The sequence below is a fragment of the Alkaliphilus hydrothermalis genome, from assembly GCF_016908555.1.
Lineage (GTDB): Bacteria > Bacillota > Clostridia > Peptostreptococcales > Natronincolaceae > Alkaliphilus > Alkaliphilus hydrothermalis.
Map to the genome: position 1 here is coordinate 149,504 of NZ_JAFBEE010000003.1, position 23,154 is coordinate 172,657.

The 23,154-nt window shown below is 38.2% G+C and carries 22 protein-coding genes; 3 read left to right on the plus strand and 19 right to left on the minus strand.

The genetic code is table 11. The features are described from left to right. Window positions 1-181: 181 nt before the first annotated feature. Complete coding sequence (locus tag JOC73_RS03915; RefSeq protein WP_204400557.1) at window positions 182-739, plus strand: rubrerythrin family protein; 558 nt, start codon at window positions 182-184, stop codon at window positions 737-739. A gap of 371 nt (window positions 740-1,110) precedes the next feature. Here JOC73_RS03915 and JOC73_RS03920 read toward each other — a convergent pair whose 3' ends face one another. The 11 genes from JOC73_RS03920 to sigY all read right to left on the minus strand — a co-directional run bounded on the left by JOC73_RS03920 (window position 1,111) and on the right by sigY (window position 11,501). Next, complete coding sequence (locus tag JOC73_RS03920) at window positions 1,111-2,004, minus strand: phosphatidylserine decarboxylase (RefSeq protein WP_204400558.1); 894 nt, start codon at window positions 2,002-2,004, stop codon at window positions 1,111-1,113. A 412-nt stretch (window positions 2,005-2,416) separates the two neighbouring features. Then, a complete protein-coding gene (locus tag JOC73_RS03925) occupies window positions 2,417-2,776 on the minus strand; it encodes a hypothetical protein (RefSeq protein WP_204400559.1) in 360 nt (119 codons plus the stop codon). A 429-nt stretch (window positions 2,777-3,205) separates the two neighbouring features. Continuing rightward, window positions 3,206-4,372, minus strand: a complete 1,167-nt coding sequence (gene iadA / locus JOC73_RS03930) for a beta-aspartyl-peptidase (protein WP_204400560.1) — start codon at window positions 4,370-4,372, stop codon at window positions 3,206-3,208. Between the two features lie 103 nt (window positions 4,373-4,475). After that, window positions 4,476-5,894, minus strand: coding sequence for a YfcC family protein (locus JOC73_RS03935; RefSeq protein WP_204400561.1), 1,419 nt, complete (start codon window positions 5,892-5,894; stop codon window positions 4,476-4,478). A gap of 237 nt (window positions 5,895-6,131) precedes the next feature. After that, on the minus strand, window positions 6,132-8,195 hold the full coding sequence (locus JOC73_RS03940; RefSeq protein WP_204400562.1) for a sigma 54-interacting transcriptional regulator: 2,064 nt from the start codon (window positions 8,193-8,195) through the stop codon (window positions 6,132-6,134). A 77-nt stretch (window positions 8,196-8,272) separates the two neighbouring features. Next, the gene (locus JOC73_RS03945) at window positions 8,273-9,037 is read right to left on the minus strand and encodes a hypothetical protein (RefSeq protein ID WP_204400563.1); all 765 of its coding nucleotides are present in this window, start codon (window positions 9,035-9,037) and stop codon (window positions 8,273-8,275) included. After that, window positions 9,030-9,914: an ABC transporter ATP-binding protein gene (locus JOC73_RS03950; protein ID WP_204400564.1), complete on the minus strand. Its 885-nt coding sequence runs from the start codon at window positions 9,912-9,914 to the stop codon at window positions 9,030-9,032. Before JOC73_RS03950 ends, JOC73_RS03945 begins: the two co-directional genes overlap by 8 nt. Beyond that, entirely contained in the window at window positions 9,907-10,116 is a 210-nt protein-coding gene (locus JOC73_RS03955) for a PLDc N-terminal domain-containing protein (RefSeq protein ID WP_204400565.1), read from the minus strand. The genes JOC73_RS03950 and JOC73_RS03955 overlap by 8 nt, the downstream gene beginning before the upstream one ends. Window positions 10,117-10,278: 162 nt before the next feature. After that, window positions 10,279-10,560, minus strand: a complete 282-nt coding sequence (locus JOC73_RS03960) for a zinc ribbon domain-containing protein (protein ID WP_204400566.1) — start codon at window positions 10,558-10,560, stop codon at window positions 10,279-10,281. Continuing rightward, window positions 10,553-10,972, minus strand: coding sequence for an anti-sigma factor (locus JOC73_RS03965; RefSeq protein ID WP_204400567.1), 420 nt, complete (start codon window positions 10,970-10,972; stop codon window positions 10,553-10,555). Before JOC73_RS03965 ends, JOC73_RS03960 begins: the two co-directional genes overlap by 8 nt. Then, on the minus strand, window positions 10,965-11,501 hold the full coding sequence (gene sigY, locus JOC73_RS03970; protein ID WP_204400568.1) for an RNA polymerase sigma factor SigY: 537 nt from the start codon (window positions 11,499-11,501) through the stop codon (window positions 10,965-10,967). Before sigY ends, JOC73_RS03965 begins: the two co-directional genes overlap by 8 nt. 353 nt (window positions 11,502-11,854) lie before the next feature. Here sigY and larE point away from each other — a divergent pair, with 353 nt between their 5' ends. Continuing rightward, window positions 11,855-12,694, plus strand: coding sequence for an ATP-dependent sacrificial sulfur transferase LarE (gene larE, locus JOC73_RS03975; protein WP_204400569.1), 840 nt, complete (start codon window positions 11,855-11,857; stop codon window positions 12,692-12,694). Between the two features lie 118 nt (window positions 12,695-12,812). Here larE and JOC73_RS03980 read toward each other — a convergent pair whose 3' ends face one another. Beyond that, window positions 12,813-13,247 carry a hypothetical protein gene (locus JOC73_RS03980; RefSeq protein WP_204400570.1) on the minus strand — a complete coding sequence of 145 codons (435 nt, stop codon included), beginning with the start codon at window positions 13,245-13,247 and terminating at the stop codon, window positions 12,813-12,815. Between the two features lie 344 nt (window positions 13,248-13,591). Here JOC73_RS03980 and JOC73_RS03985 point away from each other — a divergent pair, with 344 nt between their 5' ends. Continuing rightward, entirely contained in the window at window positions 13,592-14,398 is an 807-nt protein-coding gene (locus JOC73_RS03985) for a CsxC family protein (protein WP_204400571.1), read from the plus strand. A 231-nt stretch (window positions 14,399-14,629) separates the two neighbouring features. On the opposite strand, the gene pyrE is transcribed toward JOC73_RS03985, so the two are convergent. From pyrE to pyrF, 7 genes are all read right to left on the minus strand, one after another. After that, window positions 14,630-15,211: an orotate phosphoribosyltransferase gene (pyrE, locus tag JOC73_RS03990; protein ID WP_204400572.1), complete on the minus strand. Its 582-nt coding sequence runs from the start codon at window positions 15,209-15,211 to the stop codon at window positions 14,630-14,632. A 27-nt stretch (window positions 15,212-15,238) separates the two neighbouring features. Further along, window positions 15,239-16,147, minus strand: a complete 909-nt coding sequence (locus JOC73_RS03995) for a dihydroorotate dehydrogenase (protein WP_330613095.1) — start codon at window positions 16,145-16,147, stop codon at window positions 15,239-15,241. Beyond that, window positions 16,140-16,913, minus strand: a complete 774-nt coding sequence (locus JOC73_RS04000; protein ID WP_204400573.1) for a dihydroorotate dehydrogenase electron transfer subunit — start codon at window positions 16,911-16,913, stop codon at window positions 16,140-16,142. Before JOC73_RS04000 ends, JOC73_RS03995 begins: the two co-directional genes overlap by 8 nt. Then, window positions 16,910-20,122 carry a carbamoyl-phosphate synthase large subunit gene (gene carB, locus JOC73_RS04005; protein WP_204400574.1) on the minus strand — a complete coding sequence of 1,071 codons (3,213 nt, stop codon included), beginning with the start codon at window positions 20,120-20,122 and terminating at the stop codon, window positions 16,910-16,912. Before carB ends, JOC73_RS04000 begins: the two co-directional genes overlap by 4 nt. After that, a complete protein-coding gene (locus JOC73_RS04010) occupies window positions 20,101-21,186 on the minus strand; it encodes a carbamoyl phosphate synthase small subunit (RefSeq protein ID WP_204400575.1) in 1,086 nt (361 codons plus the stop codon). The genes carB and JOC73_RS04010 overlap by 22 nt, the downstream gene beginning before the upstream one ends. A 329-nt stretch (window positions 21,187-21,515) precedes the next feature. Then, a complete protein-coding gene (locus JOC73_RS04015; RefSeq protein ID WP_204400576.1) occupies window positions 21,516-21,830 on the minus strand; it encodes an apurinic/apyrimidinic endonuclease family protein in 315 nt (104 codons plus the stop codon). Between the two features lie 327 nt (window positions 21,831-22,157). Beyond that, window positions 22,158-23,084 (minus strand): orotidine-5'-phosphate decarboxylase, encoded by a 927-nt coding sequence (gene pyrF, locus JOC73_RS04020; protein WP_204400577.1) that lies wholly within the window; start codon window positions 23,082-23,084, stop codon window positions 22,158-22,160. Between the last annotated feature and the right edge of the window lie 70 nt (window positions 23,085-23,154).

Genomic DNA, 23,154 nt, shown 5'->3' on the forward strand with positions numbered 1-23,154 from the left:
CGATTCTAGTTTATATATTTATATTAAATAAATTTCGATTTAAAGTCTAAAATCCCTTTTATTTTTATATGATTAATTATGTGTTTAAGGTTCAAAACCATGGGTAACTATATCCATGGCTTGACAATAAATATTAACTAAGCTAGAGTGTACTTATATGTTTAAAGGGGAGGAATAAAAAATGAATGATATGACTGCAAACAATTTGAAATCTGCTTATGGTGGAGAAAGTATGGCCCACATGAGATACCTACAATGGGGAGCTTTTGCAACCAAAGAAGGTTATCCAAATGTTGGTAACTTATTTAAGGCTGTTGCTTATGCTGAACAAGTTCATGCCCACAACCATTTCAGAGAATTAAAGAATGAAGCAGGAGATTCTTCTGTAACAGCAGGCGCAGGCTTTGGATTATCAACTACTTCTGATCACCTTCAAGGGGCTATTGATGGAGAAAACCACGAAGTAGAGCAAATGTACCCAGCCTTCATGGCAGTAGCAGAGCTACAAGAAGAAAAAGGAAGCATGAGAACTTTCCACTATGCCATCGAAGCTGAAAAGACCCATGCAATCATCTTTGGAAAGGCAAAAGAAGCTGTTGATGCAAAGCAAGATTTTGCAGAAGACACTGTTCATGTCTGTGATGTCTGTGGTTACACCTTAACAGGTGCTTTAGAAGACAACTGCCCAGTTTGTAAAGTAAAGAAGGAAATGTTCACTTCCTTTACTACTGGTAAATAATATACCATATATCAATACAATTTATAAGTTCAAGGGGACCCTACAAGGTCCCCTTTTTTACAAGTAATACGCAAGGGTGCTGATTTCTCGCAGTGACGCAGAAGATGAGGTATTTTCAACAGGATTTAATAATCTTGTTCAAAATGCCTTAGATTCAAGAAACCAGGAAACCAAGCGGTCGCCGCGTATAAATAATACGCAAGAGTGGTTGGTTTTCGCAGTGACTCAGAAGATGAGGTATTTTCAACAAGATTTAATAATCTTGTTCAAAATGCCTTAGATTCAAGAAACCAGGAAATCAAGCGGTCGCCGCGTATAAAAAATACGCAAGAGTGGTTGATTTTCGCAGTGACGCAGAAGATGAGGTATTTTCAACAAGATTTCCCGATGGATTCTCCCATATACACCTTAGTCTCAATCCCCAAGCGAGAGTTTGTGATAATATCCTCATCCACTTTTACGATACCCTTCTTTATAAATAACACAGTTGTAGAGCCTCCGAACTTGAAATATCCCTTTTCCTGTCCCTTTTCCACTGGTTTTCCAGCCTTATAGGTCTGTATTATACTTCCTACACAGGTTGCCCCTACCTCTACTAGTGCCATCTTTCCAAAATGGTCTGACTCAAATTCTGTAATCTCCCTTTTATTTCTACAATAGAGCTCCACCACCTGTCTCAGGGCATAGGGACTCACAGAGTAGTAATCCCCTTCAACCAGTCTTGATTTAGTTGGCACCCCAGAGTCGGGGAAGTGAAAACGATGATAGTCGGCTGGAGCCAACCTAACAACGATACATGTGCCTCCTTGATATTCCTCTGCCAGTTCTTCATGTTGAAATAAATCCTTTAGTTGATATTTTGAGCCTTTTATCTGCACGATCTCCTTAATATCTATATTCTCATAGGCTAAAACCTTCCCATCAGCTGGAGAAATTAATGTTTCTTCCCCTTGATGGATTAGTCTAGCACCTTCCTTTAGCTTCCTAGCGAAAAATTCATTAAAATTTTTATAGTCCGTTACCTTATCCAGTTCTGCTTCCGATAGATCAATCCCCAGTTCTTCAATAAATCCTTGGATTCTTTTCCTGCTGAAGGGAGTATCCATGAACTTACCAAAAAGGGTTGTAAATAGCTTCTTCTTCATGAAAGTCTCTAGTAACATCCGCCCTGGTTTAGTTTCATAGGTCCATCTTAAAGCTCTCCCCCCTGAGACAACTTCCAGTTTTTTTTCTCCAGTGTTTCGATCAATGTAATTTATTGTCATCCCGTTACCACCTTTTATCTATTGTCTATTGTATAATGAATAGTTGCTTACATAGGCCAATCTTTAAATTCTTTTATTTCAGCTATATTATACTACATGTTATTTCTAGAAAGAACCCTATTATTACGTTGAAAGTAAAAACTAAAGCTATTATTTGCATTTCTCATTTTTAAGCAAAAGGAATAATACGGCAATGGTACCTACCGTAATAGAAAATTCTCCGTATCTTAGACCTATTATCAGTAACCCTACGACTCCTAGAATTATCGAAAAGTATAATATTTTTTCTGGTATGAATCTACTAATCAGCTCTAGTAATTTCATTTCAGTCTCCTTTTTTTAAGTTAATTCGACCTGTATAACACTATTACCAATGCAGCTAATACTAATTAGCTATGGCTGTATTATTTATTTAGTACAACAGAGTACTAATTAAGATAAGCACTGCCCCAACACTTCCAACATAGATAAAAAATTTCCAGCTATTCCAAACTTCATTAAGATCATCTACTCCGTTTTGTGCAGATGTCGTTATACCTGCAGTTCTACTATATCTAAAGGCAAAGTCTCCTCTAATATTATGGCTACCCATAAAGGAAAGAGCTCCAATGCCCATAAAAATTATGCCTGCTACAAAGAAAGCCACGCTATACTCAAAATTCCAATAATTACAGATCCCCAAGGTTATTAATGAAGCTACTATTACAATAGATGCCACAATTAATAAAAACTTGAGAATTGCCTTTCCAAAATCTTTTAAATTATCAACCATAAAACAATGCCCCCTTTTAAGTTATTTAGATGTTTTAAATCGTCTGATATTAGAACATCTCTCCAAGGAATAATGTTACAATAGATATGCTAAGTACATATTTAATGCTTAATTCAATACTCACTTGAATAATACCTTTCTAAATTTTTAAATTTTCACATAAATTATTCCAGTAAAATATTTACTAATTTTATGCCCATTTTTACATGTATCATACTCTTATTATGTTTGTAAAATAATATGTTCTCTTGAGTATAAATATCACTGTAAAGAATAAGAACAAGGTCTTCCTTCAGTCTTTTATATTCATTTAATGTAGAATTTTCCTATTCGTTATAAAAATAAGCCATGCAATTTCATGGGAATTACATGGCTAAATTATTTATTCATTTATAGTATTTTATGTTTTGCCCCTGAATAGGGAACCCGCTACTCAAAAGTCCCCTTAACAACCGCCACTCCCTTTTCCACCAAAACCCTACCCATACCAACAACGGTATCAATCTCTAGAGTATCAGCATCCAACACAACCAAATCTGCATCCAATCCCTTTAATAGACTTCCTTTTCTCCTCAACTTTAAAATCCTAGCAGGGTTCTGGGTAATTACCTTCAGGGCAGTCTCTAAAGGTACTCCTTCATCTATGACAGCATCCTTCACCTCTCGATACAAGGACTTTGCTAACCCAATCCCTAGCCCTATAAATTCCTTCTTATGGTTGAAAATGGGCAAGCTTCCTTGGGCATCGGAGCTAAAGCCAATATAGTCAATATCGACTCCTTGATCTAGTAAATACTTCAACCCTGCACTGGCCTTTACCTCATCTTCCTCTAGATGGTCTGGGTCAGAGCTGGTGGTTAAGTCTAAATAGCCCCCTAATTTACCAAATTCAACAGATGCCTCCGTTAGCTTTTTGCTACGGTTTACGTGGGTGGGCATGTATTGGGTGATGGGTATTTCCGTGGTCTTGATGATTTCCAATAAAGGTTCTAGCTGAGTATCTCCATCCCCTAAATGGATATTCACCACACCAGCCTTCCCCGATAGGATTCCTCCAACCCTCGCATCAGCCGACAGTCGTTTCAATTCATCCATACTTGGTTGGGAAGATCTGTGGTCGGATATGGCGATTTCCCCTACTCCAATTACCTTGTCAATCAAAATCAAATCTTCCTTAGGGCTTTCAAATAGGGTCCTAACAGGAACATCATAGGAGCCAGTATAGCAGTAGGCAGTAATTCCCTCTTCTTCTAGAGCCCTTGTCTTTGCCACTAAAGAGGTCATTGTTCTTGTCACTCCATCGGTCCCTATACATCCAACTACAGTTGTAATGCCTCCTAAGGTTAAATCCGTCAGTTGTATTTCTGGGGTTCTAGTCCTGTAGCCTCCTTCACCCCCACCCCCTAAAACATGGACATGGGAATCAATAAATCCTGGTACCACCAATTTCCCCTTTGCATCAATTACTTCTATATCAAATCCTGTAGGAAGGGATATTTCATCCGAAATCATTTCAATTTGTCCCCCAGCTATTAATATATCTTTTTTTCCAATTTTCTCTGGTGTATAAACTATTCCGTCCTTTATTAATAACATATCCTTTTAACGCCTCCTCTTTTGAAGTTGTAAGGATAGACCGTAGACTATTCCATAGCCTACGGTCTAATTTAATCATATTATGAATTTAATATATTTTATCCTAGAATGGTCCTAAGTGCATTAATACTGCTGGTGTTAGCAATAGACAACCAATGATTAAGAAAATAACTTGAAGTTTAATCATCCATTTAGCCCATTGATCCCATGAGATTTTCGCCATTCCTAAAGCTCCCATCAATACTCCAGAAGTAGGAATAATCATGTTTGTAAATCCATCACCAAATTGGAATGCCAATACAGTTGTTTGTCTTGTAATACCAACTAATTCTCCCAATGGAGCCATGATCGGCATTGTTAAAGCCGCCTGACCACTTCCAGATGGAACAAAGAAGTTGATGATTGATTGGATGAAGAACATTAAGTAAGCGGAGATTACGCTTGGAACATTTCCGATTACACCTGCAACACTATTTAAGATGGTATCGATAATTCTACCTTCAGTAGCTAAAATGAGAGTTCCCTTTGCAAGACCTACAATAAGAGCAGCCCCTACTAAGTCCTTTGCCCCTTCGATAAACGAATCAGCAATTTCTCCAGCCTTTAATCCACCAACAATACCCGATAAGATCCCAATAGCCACAAAGATGGCAGCGATTTCACTAATCCACCATTGCTTAATAATTACTCCAGCTACAAGAGTTGCAATACCAGCAAAGAATACTAATAATACTAAACCATGTCTTGTTGTAAACTTGCTATTCATGGCTTCATCAGTATTAATTTCTTTTCTTCTCTTTTGGTCATGCTGAAAAGTAATACTTAGTTCTGGATTTTTCTTAACTTTCGTCGCATAATACATTACATAGGCAACACCAATTAGGGTAGTGAATGCCCATACAAATAGACGATATCCCATACCAGAAAAAGTAGGTAATTCTGCTATTCCTTGAGCGATTCCCACTGTAAAAGGATTTAAAAATGCCGCTGCAAATCCAATATGGGCAGCCACATAACACATGGCAATACCAGTGATGGTATCATAGCCCAGTGCTAGGGCAAGGGGTACAAAGATCGCCACAAAGGGAATGATCTCCTCTGACATTCCAAATACCGCTCCTCCTAATGAGAATAAAATCATCACTACTGGAATAATTAGTACTTCGTAACCCTTTAATCTCTTAGTAATTTTGATGATTCCCGTATCAATCGCCTTAGTCTTCTGAACAACTGCAAAGGCACCCCCAACGATTAAGATAAATCCAATTATACTGGCACTATCTTTGATCCCCTCTAATGGAGCCTGTAGTACCTTAGTGATACCCTGCGGATTGCTGTCTACTGTATGATAAGAATCTTGAACAACTACTGTTCTACCGCTGGCATTTTCTGCCCGATCATATTCCCCTGCAGGAATTATGTAGGTCGCTAGAGCAACCAATACTAAAATTGAAAAAATAATTACATAGGTATGGGGCACTTTAAAAGCGCTTTTCTTCTTCCCACTCGTTTTTACAGCCATTAATCCTCATCCCCCTTCAATATTTGATTTGTTAATATTGCAAATATTATGCCAATTTAGGACGAGATCGTAAAAATTGAGGTGGACAATAGTATTACCACCATTTTTCTATATAAATTAAAATGTAAGTGGTTTATTTTACTATTTTTTTGGACAAGCCTCCAATGAAATAGAGGTTTTAATAGGTTATTATTTACAACCAAGAACAGCCTATTTATTTTACATTATTATACTTCATTATCCTAAGCTAATTATTTTAGTGAGAATCTCTTTACCCCTCAAGGTAATCTTAGAACCTCTACGTCCTTTACCCTTGTTGATATAACCCAATTCTTCTAGAATATCTAGTCTATACCTTACCTTCTGCTCTGTTAATGGAAACCCCTCATCCTTCAATATACTGACTAATCTTCCCCGTCCAATATTATCACCACTACCTCCTGCATCCTCGATTTTTTCCATAATCTTAAGAAACTCTCTAATGTCTCCATAGTTTTCTAGTTTAGTAATATCTTCATCAACATTAAGATTTATGTTGTTGTGGGGTTTGGCTTTTTGGAAAAAGTGTTTATCAGGAAGGTCCTTCAATTGAATCAAATTGTCATCACATACTGCCACCATATAGTTTATAATATTTCTTAGTTCCCTAACATTGCCATACCAATTGTATTCCGTCAGTTGTTGAACAACCTCCTGCTGTATTTTGATTTTCCCCTTCCCCTCTTGCTTTAAGAAATAGGATAAGAGTAGCTGTAGGTCTTCCTTTCTGGTTCTTAATGGTGGTAGATGTAGGTACAAACTTTTTAAACGATGGTATAGATCCTCTCGAAATTCCCCCGTCTCGATCATCTCCAATAGGTTCTTGTTGGTGGCGGCGATAATCCGAACATCTATAGGGATATTTCGACTCCCTCCAACCCTCATCAGTTCCTTCTCCTGTAATACCCTCAAAAGTCGAGTTTGGATTTTATGGGATATATCCCCGATTTCATCTAGGAATATGGTTCCTCCGTTGGCCTGTTCGAAGAGCCCAATTTTCCCACCTTTCTTGGCCCCAGTAAAGGCCCCTTCTTCATAACCAAAGAGTTCACTTTCCACTAATTCCTCCGATAATGCACTGAAATTCACCCCTAAAAAAGGACCTTCTTTTCGCTTAGAGGAATTGTGTATTGCACTGGCAAATAGCTCTTTACCAGTACCGCTTTCTCCTTCAATCAAGATCGTATAGTCTACAGGAGCCAGTTTTTTTGCAATTGCCTTTGCCTCCTGAATCCGTTTACTTTCTCCAATAATATTATTAAAATGATATTTTGCCACATAACCCTTGTTGATGAGTTCCCGCTTCAATTTCCGCTCAATTTCCAAAGTCTCATGGGGATTTTTGAAGGTAACTACCAATAGATTAGACTCATCCATCCAAAACCTTTCCACAACAAAATCCTGTTGTCTAAAGCTCAATATTCTGCTTCTATTTTGGCATTCACCAAAGATAAAATCCTGTAAAGCTTGGTCTTGTAGATAATAGCGGATATTTTGTTGTAAAACCCTCTTTTTAGGGATTTTCAATAGGGTTTCCATGTTATCATTCATTAACTGGATGGTTCCCTTTTCGTCAGCAACAATGATGGCATCGTTCATATTATTAATAACCATCATCAATTGCTGATTTAGGGCTGTTTTTTCACTACTATATTGGGCTAATTTTTTAGCCATTTGAATAATTTTCTTAATGTATTTCTCTGATAGAGCATCTGCCCGTTCGTCTAGAATATTTAATTTTCTAAAAATTTCCATAATAGAGGTCATATCAATGAGCCTCGGGCCAATGTCGATTACTTCTTTGATATGAGTAGGGACTAAATGGGCCTCCCCTGGGGTGATGGCTATGGTACATTCTAAATTCACTTCTCCACCTGGATAATAGGGATAATAGTTTAAATGATCAATCCCTAGTCTCTTTAAATATTCAATGGTTTCAATTGTTGTTTCTTGAACATCATTCACCAATAGTACATTTTTCCCCTTAGGTAGCACTAGAATTTTATCAATAAAATCGTAGTTAATCATCCTACGGGCAATGACAAGGGGGATGGATTCATCCAAAACATGAACTACCTCATCCATTAGAAGTTGAGTAGATAAAACGATCAAATCCCCCGAAACCATAGACGGTAATCCTTCATCCGAAGCATAGCTCTCCACAACCCCCAGAGGATATATGAATTGTTGAATTTGTTTGTGAAGAGATATCCGTGTATCCTCCGTACCTGTAATTAAAATGACTTTTTTTGTTTCCTCCATCACCAACACCTCCTATAAATAGAGTTCGATAGAGGGCCTTGATATTCCTTCCTCCCCTCCTGTCCCTTCCTATAGGATTATTCCAGTTCTCTCGTTTTTAGTCGATGAATCGCCATCCCATTCAGTAAGACAATGTACCCTGACAATACCAACAGAGGCATAAAAACCGATGAATCTAAGTTACTTACTTTAGTGGCTGCCTCAATAAAGTAGTAGGGTAATACCTTGCTTAATGCATTTATTTTATTTAATAAGGGCATTGCCAGTAGGACCAACATTGTGATGGTGGCAACAACACCAGATTTTTTCACATAGCTACCGATACAGATTAAAAGATGAATAATAAAAATGAAGTAGCAGGTCAAATGAAAAGCACTACTCAATGTCTGCTGCAGGGTAACCACCCCGTCTTCAAACAGCATGGCTACATAATAGTAGTTAATCGTCATGGCAATCGGAATCAAGATTGATACCAATATACTATAGTGTACACCCTTACTTAATATCACTCCTGTAAAGGATAATTCTTTTGATGTTGGCATTACAAACAAATGATTTTTAACTTCTTCTGCAACGATCCCCATCAGACTAAGGACCACAACCAAAGTTCCTAATTGTAGTATATTACCCATGTAATTCTGCAAAGCACTGGTTTGAGTTACCTTCATAAGTTGGCTATAGTCAATCCCATCCCCTTGTGATTCCAAAATTGAAGGTAGCATCTTAAGCATCATTGGTGTAAATATTGCAAACCCAATAAATACAGAGGCTATAATGATATATCGATAGGTCCTCATTCCCTCTAAGATTTCCTTTTTAAAATAAGCTTTAAAGCTATGCATTTTCCTTCACCGCCCTCATATAAATGTCCTCCAGACTGCTTTTCCTAACTTGATAGGAGGTAACCGGCTGATTATTTTCTGCCAATATTCTTAATAACTCTGTCTTAGCAACTATTGGATTGCTAATGCCTACACTCATAACAGTTCCTTTAACCTGAATATCCTCCACCCATGCTTCAGCCAGTAGTCTCTTTGGTAAGGCTCCAATGGGGTTTTCAAACTCAATATCGTAGATTGGTAGGAGATATTCTCCTTTGATTTCTTCAAGACTACCCTCTAAAACCATTGACCCTTTATTCAAAATACCTATTCGATCAGCAATCCGCTCAAGATCGCTTAAAATATGACTGGATAGGAAAACAGTCCCCCCCTCATTCTTGAATTGTTGAATCAAGTCCAGCATTTCTTTTCTTCCCTCTGGATCTAGGGCTGAAGCTGGTTCATCCAACAGTAATATTTGAGGTTTATTAAATAGGGCCACCGCAAAACCTAGCCTTTGTCTCATCCCCCTAGAATAGCCACCTACTTTTCTCTTTGCATCCTTTTTTAACCCCACCAGTTCCAATAATTCTGCTGAACGGGTAGCAATGTTGGATTTACTAAAACCACTGATTTCTCCAATTAATTTTAAATATTCTGCTCCTGTCATATAGGTATAGAACTTTGGATCCTCTGGTAAATAGCCTATACTTCCATTTACCGATACATTTCCCTTCGTTGGTTTGATCAGGTTCGTTAATATATTAATGGTGGTTGATTTTCCTGCACCATTATGACCTAAAAACCCATAGATCTCATTGTTTTTCACTTCAAAGTTCAGTCCCTTTAATACTTCATGTTTCCCATAGGACTTTACTAGTCCCTCTACCTTAATCATTGAACTCCCTCCTTCTGCCAAACAATAAGAAACTAATCGGTCCTACCACCTGAACCAATAAGATAAGACTCCAAATAACTTTTGATAGGTTTCTTACTCCCTTCTTCAAAATCAAATAAAAACAAAATAGCTTCAAACCTAATTCTAAAACAATAAAAGGCAAGACCAATTTTATAAATTCTAATGTTGTTATATCACCCATTTTTAAACACCTCCATTTATTTTTCATATCTATAACGAAGTAGGTGTTCAAAAAGTTCATGGGAAAGATCAAAAAAAACCAGCCACCGCAACGTCAATTTGAATACGTAAGGGTGCTGGTCGTCATTTGAGGTAAATAATAACTCATATTTTTTCAACTAGCTTAATATTCGTTTTTTATTCTTTGACCACAATTGGAGCAATAATTGGCATTTGTCCTTACTTTATTACCACAATGTCCACAGTTTTCCGTTTTCATGATATATCTAGTAACTAAAATGTAAATCAACAGGGAGGTGGGAACATTAAGGCAACCAAACAAACCCCAAATCCATTTATTTTCTCCCCTTTTGGAAGCATCGTTAAAAATCCAGCTGCCTTGTATTATTAGTATAAGGAATATTATTATCCAGAAAAGTGGATTGGTGTCATCTAAACTATACATTGTACCCCTCCTTGCGTTTGCGTCTCCATAAAATTAGGGGAAGGGTTAATGGTAATCCCATATGAAGAATCCCTTGTAGATACAAAATCGGCTTTGCATATCCTAACATTACTAGGCCTGCAATTCCCCCTAAAAGACCACATGCCAATAGGATAAACAATGCCAATTCTCTAATATTACTCTTTTTAGCCTCTACACCCTCAGCTGTTTCCATAACATTTCTGATTATCCCATAATCAATAGGTATATCCTGGGGTTGGCTTAATGTTTCGCCCATTTCCTGTAATTCGCAACAAAACTGCATGCAACCTTCGCAATTTTTTAAATGTTCTTCCACCTCAATCGACATCTCTGCTTCCCCATAATAAATATCCATTAGGATTTCTTCATATTCTTTGCAGGTATTATTCAATGTCTTCCCCTCCTTTCATGGTTTTTTGTAAGACTTTAATGGCATAGTGTAGTCTTGAGCGAATCGTTCCTATAGGACAGTCCAGTATTTCAGCTATCTCCAAATAAGAATAATCATAATAATGCTTCAATATCAAAACCACCCTTTTTTCCTCAGGAATTTCCTTTAACACCTTCATTAAGTTTCCATATTCTATCTTTTTAATAAATTCTTCTTCTATATTATGATGGTCCACCAGTTCCATATGCTCTTCTGAGTAGACCAGTCTCTTATTCTTCCTTAGTTGATCTCGATGCAAGTTTGTTCCAATGGTAATCAACCAAGTAGAAAACTTCCCCCTGTGCTCATACTTTGAAATATTCAGCACAGCCTTTAGCATCGTTTCTTGAGTGAGATCATCTGCTAGAGTTGGATTTAATGTCATTTTGAGTAGATAACCCTTGAGGATGGAATAATTGCTTTGAAGAAGCTTTTCCATTGCTTTTTTATCTTGCCTCTTTGCCATTTTTACTAGCAAATGTTCCTCCATAACCACTCCCCCAATATATAACGTTTAAATGTAGTGTAAAGTTCAATTAGAAATATAATTTCTTAACAAACTTATTATATAATATATTAAATTGAATAGAAAGCCTACATATATAAGGATGTAGACGAAGTAAAAAACTCTATTCTATTGAAAAGTCTTAGTCTTAGGATTCAAGGAAGATGAAAAATCCATTAAGCATAGTACCATATACAGAACTACCTAAGTTGTACTATCATTAAATTAATGGTTCTGAAGAAAATAAGAAATCAGTTGAATTGATTATATATTTGAAATATGATAAGCTATAGTATTATACATACCTATTAACATGACTATATTAAGGAGGTTTAATGATGATTTTATCCGATAAATATTCTAAATTAAAGGAGATTCTTACAGGCTTGGAAAGTGTAGCAGTTGCTTTTTCTGGTGGAGTTGATAGTACTTTTCTATTAAAGGTAGCCCATGATGTTTTAAAAGATAAAGCCATTGCTGTAACAGCCCGTTCCTCCACGTATCCAGAGAGGGAATTTAACGAAGCCACAGAATATGCTAAATCCTTTGGAGCTAAGCATGTAGTGATTGTCTCAGAAGAATTGGATATAGAAGGCTTTTCTAAGAATCCTGTTAATCGTTGCTACTACTGCAAACATGAGCTATTTACAAAGGTACGAACAGTTGCAGATGAATATGGAATTAAACACGTTTTAGATGGCTCTAACCTTGATGATCTATTGGATTTTCGTCCTGGAATGCACGCCGCAAAGGAATTAAATGTCGTAAGTCCCCTAAAGGAAGCCCAAATGACCAAGGATGATATCCGTCAATTATCTAAAGAGCTAGGTATTGCAACTTGGGATAAACCTGCCTTTGCTTGTCTATCCTCCCGTTTCCCCTATGGTCATGAGATTACAGCTCCAAAGCTAAAAATGGTGGAACTTGCGGAACAATTTTTATTAGACTTAGGCTTTAGACAACTCCGGGTTCGTCACCATGAAAATATTGCCCGTATCGAGGTTGCCAAGGATGAAAGGGTTAAATTCTTTGATAAAGATCTAATGGATCAGATTGGGAACTACTTTAAGGAAATCGGATTTGATTATGTGACCCTTGACCTATTAGGCTACCGTACAGGTAGTATGAACGAGGTATTGAGTGAGAATGTAAAGAAGAATAGCTTAAACAATAAATAAAATTAAGTAAATACCTTAGATTCAGAACAAGAGAGACCAGCGGCCGTCTCGGATAAGTAATACGGAAAGTGCTGGTCTCTCGCAGTAACGCAGAAAATGAGGTTAGAAGCCATAATCCTCACCTTGCCAAATGCCACCTTCTCATTTTATAAACAACAAATTCACTAGTATACATATACTCATATTTTGTATCGAATATATAAGTATACTTGAAATCCTTCATTTCGGGAATTAGGTCAGTATTAATATAGTAAAGCTGTCGATCACCTAAATAATTATTTAAGAAACCATATAAATCCTTCTCCTTTTTTAAATTAATCTTCTCCCCTATGGGGTATTTACCATGAATTTCAGCATAATCGAAGGTTAAATTCTTAGCTTCAATGTATTCATTATAATAATTTTGATACCGGTAATTCTCATACTTAAAATACATAGGTAGACTCATTAGCATTACTACCATTAGGCACAGGGCTACAAAAATCCTACTACCAGTAAATTTCGTTTGTTTAACTTCAAATAACCCATCTAATTTCTCAAACAATTTAAACACTATCTCCACTCCCCCAACAACTATCTTTCTAACTAATTGTTTTATCTCATTATATCCCATATTAATGATTTTTTTACTTTAAAATTTTGTAATATTTTATAAAAATTTAGTAAATTCATAATTTTATATTTTATATGGACTTTTCATGTCTTCAAAAAAAGATGTTACAGGTTTTACTGTGCTTTTTTTTGTTTTGGCGAAATTTTTATTAAAAATATGTTATTTTTCTAGTGACCAAATTAAACTTCCTTCATACTATGTACTAGGAATCAGGGAGGGAAGTCCCACCTACTTCCTAGTGTTGATATTAGAGGTTTTAGAGACTTTAAGGAGGTTAAATATAAATGGCTAAAGTTAATGTTGAATACTCACCCAAAGTAATAGAATGTCAATCTAAAAGAGATTCAAAAGATGCAAGAGATGCAGTTCTAACTGTAAAAGACGAAACCATAAGCAATTGTGTTAATGTTCCCACTGATATAGAAGCCATTACCCGTGGTGTAGTGGCAAAAATCCCAGTTGTCTTAGCAGAGCTAAGATTACAGGTTAATATAAACTCAATTATTGAATTACCTGAATATGCTTATGAAATTAAAAACATCAAGAAAAAAGTAAAAATAACCCAATGTCTATTGATTAGAGATACAGGAATGTTATTCATTAAAGGTTTTGTTAGAAAGAATATAGATTATTCTACTAGATCAGGCTCCAACAGCAGAAGCTTCCACGGAGATATTCGCCACTTCACAGTAGATGTACCTTTCACTTGTACTACTGAAGTTTTCTTCAATGGATTCCAACCTGCTCCGGTAATCGACAATACTTCTAGAGAGTTTGAATATTTGATGCAACAAGATCTAACTGGACCAAGTTTTGGAACTAAGGATAAACTACAATCTAGTGATACCACTGAATTCAACCAAGTAAGTACCGAAGAGTTTAATGAACTACCTTACTGCGAACTTATAAGAGCAGAGATCGTAGAATTTGATGAAGCACTTAATCCAACTGGATTTGACCACTCTTATATGCCATTTGAAGAAAGAAAGTTTAGAGTATTAGAAGAAAAAATGGTTCTTTATATCACCCTTAAGTTACTTCAAAATCGTCAAGTTGCTATCCCAGCTATTGGTGGAGTTGGCCCCTGCTAAATAGATAATATCTTAAATGCATCTTATTTTTTAAAGTAGAGAGCCTTTAGGTTCTCTACTTTATTTATGAAAAAATAGTTCCTTCTATTGTTATTTTAAATATTGATTGTTCAGATGGTACAGATGTTTCAGGTTTATTTAATCATATAATATATTTCAATGGACATTGTGAAACCACACATTTTTAAATGTGTGGCTTTACTCTAGTTATGGCTATTTTCTTATATTTTACTACTTCATCCCTCTACTACCAGGCTTCACTGGAGGTGTGTTTAACTCCTTACAAAGTGGACATTCATCAGCCTCATAGGAGATAACTTCTGTTGTAAGGGCTGCCCGTAGCTTTGCTCCAAAATCTGTTGTACCATTACTTCTATCTACTAGTACAGCCACACCTGCTACGATTCCACCTTGTTCTTCAACGATTTCGATTACTTCCTTTACAGATCCACCAGTTGTGATCACATCCTCAGCCACTAGAACCCTAGCTCCCTTTGGGATGGCAAATCCCCTTCTTAGGGCCATTTTGCCATTTTCTCTTTCAGCAAAGATGTTCTTGGCCTTTAGTTGTCTTGCCATTTCATAAGCGATGATGATGCCCCCCATTGCTGGCCCTACTACGATATCAATGTTGTCATCTGCAAATTCTTCTGCTAATCCCTTTGCGATTTCCTCTGTGTACCACGGGTATTGAAGGATTCTAGCACATTGCATATATTGGTTACTGTGTCTTCCAGATGTTAATAGAAAATGTCCCTCTAATAATACCTCTGAATCCTTTAAAATTTCTAATACTCTTTCTCTCTTTAACATACAACTACTCCTCCTCATTATAAAATTTTAAACTATTCCTCTTAGATTATTGATATTTTCCTCACCATACTGCTTCATATAACCTTCGATTCCTTCCAGTACATCTATTGTAGCTGTAGGATTAATGAAGTTGGCAGTTCCAACCGCCACTCCTGTTGCCCCTGCTTGGATAAACTCAATTGCATCCTCACCCGTCATGATTCCCCCCATTCCAATGATGGGAAGATTTGTTGACTTGGCTACTTGATAAACTATTCTTACCGCCACTGGCTTGATGGCAGGTCCAGAAAATCCTCCTACTACATTGGCTAATACAGGCTTTCTCTTATGAATGTCAATCACCATTCCCAGCAGAGTATTGATGAGGGACAAGCTATCTGCGCCCCCTGCCTCTGCTGCTTTAGCTATTGCAACGATGTCAGTCACATTTGGAGTCAGCTTTACGATTAGTGGTTGCTTTGCATATTTCTTTACCTCTTTGACAACATGCTCCACCATTCTAGGGTCAGTACCGAAGCATACGCCCCCTTCTTTTACATTTGGACAGGAGATATTTAGCTCCAACAGGTCTACATCAGCATCCCCTAGTCTTTCCACCACAGCACAGTAATCCTCCACCGTTCTACCCGCGATGTTGACAATAATTTTTGTATCATAACCTCTGAGGAAGGGAATATCTGTTTTGATAAATTCCTCCACCCCAGGGTTTTGAAGACCTACACTATTCAACATTCCTCCGTAGGTCTCTGCCACCCTTGGACTGGCATTTCCCTTCCAAGGAGTACTGGCTATTCCCTTTACCACCACTGCCCCTAGTCGATTTAAATCTACATATTCTCCATACTCTTTACCTGATCCAAAAGTTCCCGAAGCTGTCATGACAGGATTCTTTAGTTCTACCCCTGCGATATTTACCCTTAAGTCCAACTTAGTCATTCCAAATCACCTCATCCCTCCAGAATACTGGTCCATCCTTACATACCCTTCTATTTTCCCAGTCTGTATCCTCCTGCTTCTTCGTCCTGCAGGTACACACTAGACAAGCTCCGATTCCACATGCCATTCTTTCCTCTAGAGAAAGCTGAGTTGGTATGTCCTCTGCCTTTGACCAATCAGCTACAGCCTTTAGCATTGGTTTCGGTCCACAGCTATAGATCATTTGGGGTTTTGGTTGATGTTCTTTAATTAGTCCCATGACATTTCCCTGTAGTCCAACACTGCCATCCTCCGTTGCCACATGAACAACTGCTCCGTACGCTTCAAATTCCTCCACCAATATTGGATTACTTCTAAATCCTAGGTATACAGTGATGTTTCCCTTTAATGACTTTACCAGTTCCACCATCGGTGGTACGCCGATGCCCCCTGCAATGATTAGATGTTCTTCAACTTCATAACTAACCTCAAATCCCCTACCTAGAGGTCCCATTGCACCTAGGGTTTCCCCTTTCTTCATTTGAGACAATTCTTTAGTTCCCTTTCCAACCACTGCATAGACTAAAGTCATTTCGCCTGTTTCTTTATTTACCTCACAAATACTGATGGGTCTGGGGAGAAGTAGCTCTCCCCTATTGCAGTATAGGTTCACAAATTGACCTGCCGTTGCATCCACCGTCATTTCCTTTGCTGAAATCACCATCTTAAAATTATTTGGTGCTATTGCTTCATTTAAAAGTACCTTTGCTAATACCTTCTTCTTCATGAACACACCCCCATGTTTATTACATCCAGTTTACTTTCTCCTAAGTCATACTTCATCACCTTCAACAATGCCCCCACCGTATCTAGAGAAGTCAGTACCTTTACTGTGGATTCAATGGCTGCTCTTCTAATCTTAAATCCATCCCGAATCGGTTCCTTCCCCTTTGTAGGGGTATTGATGATTAAGTTGATTTTGCCACTTCGAATAATGTCTAATATATTTGGTGTTTCTTCATTAATTTTTCTAACTTCCTCAACAGGTAGCTGATGTTGCTTTAAAAATTCTGCCGTGCCAGCCGTTGCCATGAGCTTAATTCCTCTTTCCACAAAGTCCTTTGCCATTGGCAGAAACTCTTCTTTATCTTGATCCTTTAGAGTGACTAGTACTGTTGCCCCTGCCTCCGGAATCCTCATCCCTGCTGCCACAAACCCTTTGTATAGGGCGGATTCTAGCGTTTTTCCGATTCCCAGCACTTCCCCTGTGGACTTCATCTCTGGCCCTAAGCTGATTTCTGCCAAAGGGACCTTTTCTGTTGAGAAGACTGGAACCTTCACTGCCACATAGGCTGATTTTTTATAGACTTCTGTACCATAGCCTAGGTCTTTGATTCTTTCTCCCATCATGACTTTAGTTGCCAAGTCCACAACTGGTAGCTCGGTTACCTTACTGATATAGGGTACCGTTCTACTGGATCGGGGGTTTACTTCTATGATGTAGAGTTCCTCCCCCTGTAGGATAAACTGTATATTAACCATCCCATTTACCTTTAGAGCTAGGGCGATGTTTTTCGTGTAATCAACAATTTTTTCTTGGATTTCTGCTGTAATGGTTTGGCTTGGATATATGGTAATACTATCTCCAGAGTGGACTCCTGCCCTCTCTAAGTGCTCCATAATTCCCGGAATCAGTATGTCTTCCCCGTCGCAGATGGCATCCACCTCAATTTCCTTTCCATTCAGATAACGGTCTATGAGGACTGGATTTTTTCTATCTTTTTGGAAGGCTGCCTCTAAATAACTCTTTAATTCTGCTGGGCTATAGGTGATTTCCATCCCCTGTCCTCCCAGTACATAAGAAGGTCGAACCAACACAGGATAGCCAATTTTTTCTGCTTCATCTATCCCTTCCTCGATACTCCAAACTGCCTTCCCCTTTGGTCTTGCAATATTCAGGGATTCCAGCAATGCTTCGAACTTTTCTCGATCCTCTGCCACATCAATCTGTTGAGGCTTTGTTCCTAATATCTCGATTTCCATTTCCTCTAGGAAACTGGCTAGTTTGATGGCCGTCTGACCTCCGAATTGTAGGATCACTCCGTCGGGCTTTTCCTTTTCGATTATATTCAGTACATCCTCCTCCGTCAGAGGCTCAAAGTAGAGTTTATCAGATATATCGAAGTCGGTGCTGACGGTTTCTGGATTGTTATTGACGATAATGGTTTCAATTCCCATCCTCCTTAATGCCAGTACGCTGTGGACACAGCAGTAGTCAAATTCAATACCTTGCCCTATTCTTATTGGTCCAGAGCCAATCACCATCACCTTTTTTCTATCTGATACCACTACTTCGTCCTCTTGGTCGTAGGTGGAGTAGTAGTAGGGGGATAAGGCTTCAAATTCTCCGCCACAGGTGTCCACCATTTTGTAGACCGCCTGTATTCCCATCTCTTTTCTTCTTTGATAAAGGACTTGGGGGCTGATTCCCATTAAGTCAGCTATTCCCTTATCGGAGAATCCCTTCTTTTTCAGTTCCCTTAGTCTTTCCTCTGTCAAATCCTCTAACTTGGTTTCTTTGAGGACTTCCTCCGTCATCACAAGATTTCTCAGTTTTTCAACGAAGAAGGCATCCATCCCCGTCAGCTGACAAATCATATCAACTCGATAGTTTCTTCTAAGCATTTCAGCGATATCAAAGATTCTCTCATCATCAGGAATTTGTACCCTTTCCTTTAGTTCCTCAAGACTTCTATTTTTAGAGGTCTTCAGCTCTAGGTTGTATTGTCCCATTTCCAAGGATCGGATCCCCTTGAGGAAGGCAGCTTCAAAGTTATTGGCAATCGCCATAATTTCTCCTGTTGCCATCATTTTTGTACCTAGGTTTTTCTTTGCACCTGTAAATTTATCAAAGGGCCATTTCGGTATTTTCACCACCACATAATCTAGGGTTGGCTCAAAGCAGGCGAAGGTCTTTCCTGTTACTCCGTTTAATATTTCATCTAGTCCATAACCTAGGGCAATTTTCGCCGCCACCTTTGCTATTGGGTAACCCGTCACCTTTGAGGCTAAAGCTGAGGATCGACTTACCCTCGGGTTGATTTCAATGATTGCATATTCATGACTTCTTGGGTGGAGGGCAATTTGTACATTACAGCCCCCCTCTATTCCAACTGCATTGATTATATCAATGGAGGCACTTCTTAGCATTTGGTACTCCTTATCCGTCAAGGTCTGGGATGGTGCAACCACAATGCTATCCCCCGTATGGACGCCTACTGGATCAATGTTTTCCATATTGCAAACAGTTATACAATTTCCTTGGCTGTCTCTGATTACCTCATACTCGATTTCCTTCCATCCCTTGATGGATTTCTCGATTAGTACTTGTCCTACAGGGCTGAGCTGTAATCCTTGGGCTAGGATTTCCTCTAGGGCTTCTTGGGTTTCTGCTATTCCTCCACCACTTCCCCCTAGGGTGTAGGCTGGTCTTACCACTACTGGATAGCCTAATGTCTCAACAAGCTCCATCCCTTCCTTAAAGGAGGTGACGATTTTCCCTTCTATAGTTGGCTGGTTGATTCGCTTCATCAGTTGTTGAAAGGCTTCTCTGTCTTCCCCATCTTTGATTGATTTGATGGATGTTCCAATAATTTTGACTCCATATTTATCTAAAATCCCCTTTTCGTGGAGATTTACCGCAAGATTTAGTCCCGTCTGTCCCCCCATACCAGCCAACAGGCTATCGGGTCTTTCTTTTTTAATGACTTTTTCTATGAATTCTATTGTTAATGGTTCTATATATATCTTGTGGGCGATTTCCCGATCCGTCATGATGGTGGCAGGATTGCTGTTGATTAGTACAACTTCAACTCCTTCTTCCTTTAATGCTTGACATGCCTGTGCCCCTGCGTAGTCAAATTCTGCTGCTTGACCGATTACAATGGGTCCTGAACCGATAACTAGTACTTTTTTTATGCTGTGATTTCTTGGCATAGCGATTCCCCCTTCATCATTTTCATAAATCTATCGAATAGATAATCATTTTCCTTCGGTCCTGGTGCTGCCTCTGGATGGAACTGTACACTAAAGGCTGGTAAAGTCCTGTGGGCAATTCCTTCTATGGTCTGGTCGTTGACGTTGACATGGGTAATGATGATATCCTCCGGCAGCTGGTCTGCCTTCATGACATAGCCATGATTTTGTGAGGTGATGTATATTCTCTTATTCAATAAATCCTTTACGGGGTGATTGCAACCTCTGTGTCCAAACTTTAGCTTTTCTGTATCTCCCCCTAGGCTTAGGGCTAGAAGCTGATGTCCTAAGCAGATTCCAAAGATGGGTTTTACTCCCAATAGTTCTTTAATGGTCTCCACCACCTGTGGCAAATCCTTTGGGTCCCCTGGTCCGTTGGAAAGGAGGATACCATCGGGATTAACCTTTAATATTTCCTCTGTTGGAGTGAGGGCTGGGAAAACTGTCAATCTACAACCCTTATGTTGTAGGGAGCGGAGGATATTTTGTTTAATCCCAAAATCCAGTACCGCCACATGCTTTCCTTTTCCTTCTAGTTCATATACTTCCTTTGTTGATACAGACTCCACCGCATTAGTATTGCTAAAGCTATCAAACTTATTTTGAATCTGGGCTGGGGTAAGATCTCTAAGGGCGATGATTCCCTTCATGGAGCCATTGTTTCGGAGGATTTTTGTCAATGCCCTTGTGTCGATTCCCTCCATTGCCATAATCTTATTTTCCTTCAGGTAGCCCTCTAAATCCATTTCACAACGCCAGTGGTTTGGCATTTCTGCCCTTTCCCTTACGATGAAGCCCTTTACCTTTGGGGTTCGTGACTCTCGATCCCCAAGGTTGATTCCATAGTTTCCTATAAGGGGATAGGTCATAGTGACGATTTGCCCTGTGTAGGAGGGGTCTGTCAGTACCTCCTGATATCCCGTCATTCCTGTATTAAATACAACTTCACCAACGGTTTCCTTTAGATAGCCAAAAGCCTTTCCTTGAAAGGTTTTGCCATTTTCCAAGATTAATGTTGCCTTCATGCATTTCACCTCGTTTTAGTATTTTTTGATTAGATGTTGTTAAGGTGGTCTACAGGAATGTTTTAGACATAACAAAAAGAGCAATTTAAAGAGGATTTTAACAATCTTCTTTCCATTGCTCTTGTTATATTTAATAGTAATATTACACCAACGGCAAAGTACAACGGTAATAGAGATTTCTCTTCCGCTGTTTTTCCAATGATGTTTTTGTTATTTACCTGTAATTTTGTACAGCAAAAAAACTTTGTCAGCTTTTTCATGGTTTCTCATTCCTTTCTGGCCTCTCTGGACCAATTTAAAGGTAGACTCACACTCTTCAAAATATATTATCATAGGTTGAGACGGTTGTCAAAGGTTTTTACTAGAATAATAGCAATGTATCTTCCAATCTCATATAATTCTTTTTGGAAAATCTTCTCCCATGGCAATTGATTGATTTCATGGCTTCCAAAGGGAACAATATCAGAGCTAATGCGAAACAAATGTATCCCATATTTTTTATTGTATTTAAGGATGCCCAGTAAATCTTGGAGGTTGGACGCTAGGGTGGATTGTAGTTTTTCCTCTGAATAGTTTTTGATGATAAATCTCCTATTTGTCTTGAGATTGATTCCTAAAGGAATACAGGCATATCCTATTCTCAATTGACTAATCTCCCTTCCTTTAAAACAAAATAATTGCTGGTCTATAATAAAATTTCTACTCAGTATGTTTTCTAATGTAGTCTTTCTTTTATAATACCCTTTTTTTAAAAATAACCTACCTTGATCTAAAAAATTTGAAAAGAACGATAGGAACAGGCTATCAAAATGAGTATTTGCCATTAATCTGGAATAATTTAGAGTAAAAAAATGAAAAGAACTATATGCTGGTTATAGTTCTTTTCATAGAATTAATCTTTAATCTTTTATATTCTTTTATATATTTGGAATTAATTATACTACATTATTTCACATCGTTTCATTGTGCCTTTATCCAATTACCCTTTGTAAATCCTTCTTCATAGCCAAAGCCGCTTTCCTAGCAGCTAAAGCAAATTCCTTCTCTGAGAATTTCATTTTGTTCTCTTCCTTCAAATGGGCTGCGATAATTCCTCTTGAAGAATTGATAATTGCCCCTAATCCATCTTGATTGAAGCATCCTTTTAGGTCCTCTGCTGTACCCCCTTGAGCTCCATAACCTGGAACTAAGAAGTATGTGTTTGGCATAATTTTTCTTAATTTAGTTGCTTCCTCTGGGTAGGTTGCCCCCACTACTGCTCCGATTTGACTATAGCCTTTCGTACCCATCACCTGTTGACCCCATTCTGCCACCATTTCCCCCATGATTTCGTAAACCATTTTGCCTGCTACATCAAGGTTTTGGATTTGACCACTGTTTGGGTTGGAGGTCTTTACCAGTACAAATAATCCCCTATTGTATTCTTGACAATGCTTAATGAAGGGGTGTACAGAATCGTATCCAAGGTATGGATTAATTGTGATGCTGTCCTCATGGTAGATTTCAAACTTTTCTCCCTCTACATCCACCCTTCCGATGTGTCCATCTGCGTAGGCTTCCGCTGTGGAGGAAATATCTCCCCTTTTAATATCCCCTATGATAACTAGTCCCTTTTCCTTTGCATATTTGATGGTCTTGATATAAGCATCTATTCCTGCCCCCCCAAATTGCTCATACATGGCAACTTGAGGTTTTATTGCTGGGACAATTTCATGGATGGCATCAATTAGGGCAACATTGTAACGATAAAATGCTTCCGCTGCTGCTGCTGGTGTTTTCCCCAATTCTTCATACACTTCATTTTTAATATATTCTGGAACATAGCTTAGTCTTGGATCTAACCCCACCACTGTTGGATTTGCCTTCTCTTGAATCTTTTCAATTAATAAATCAATCATTCTATATTCCTCCCTAAATGTTGTTATATTTTATATTTTTATTGATTACTAGCTTTATTTGATTCAGTAT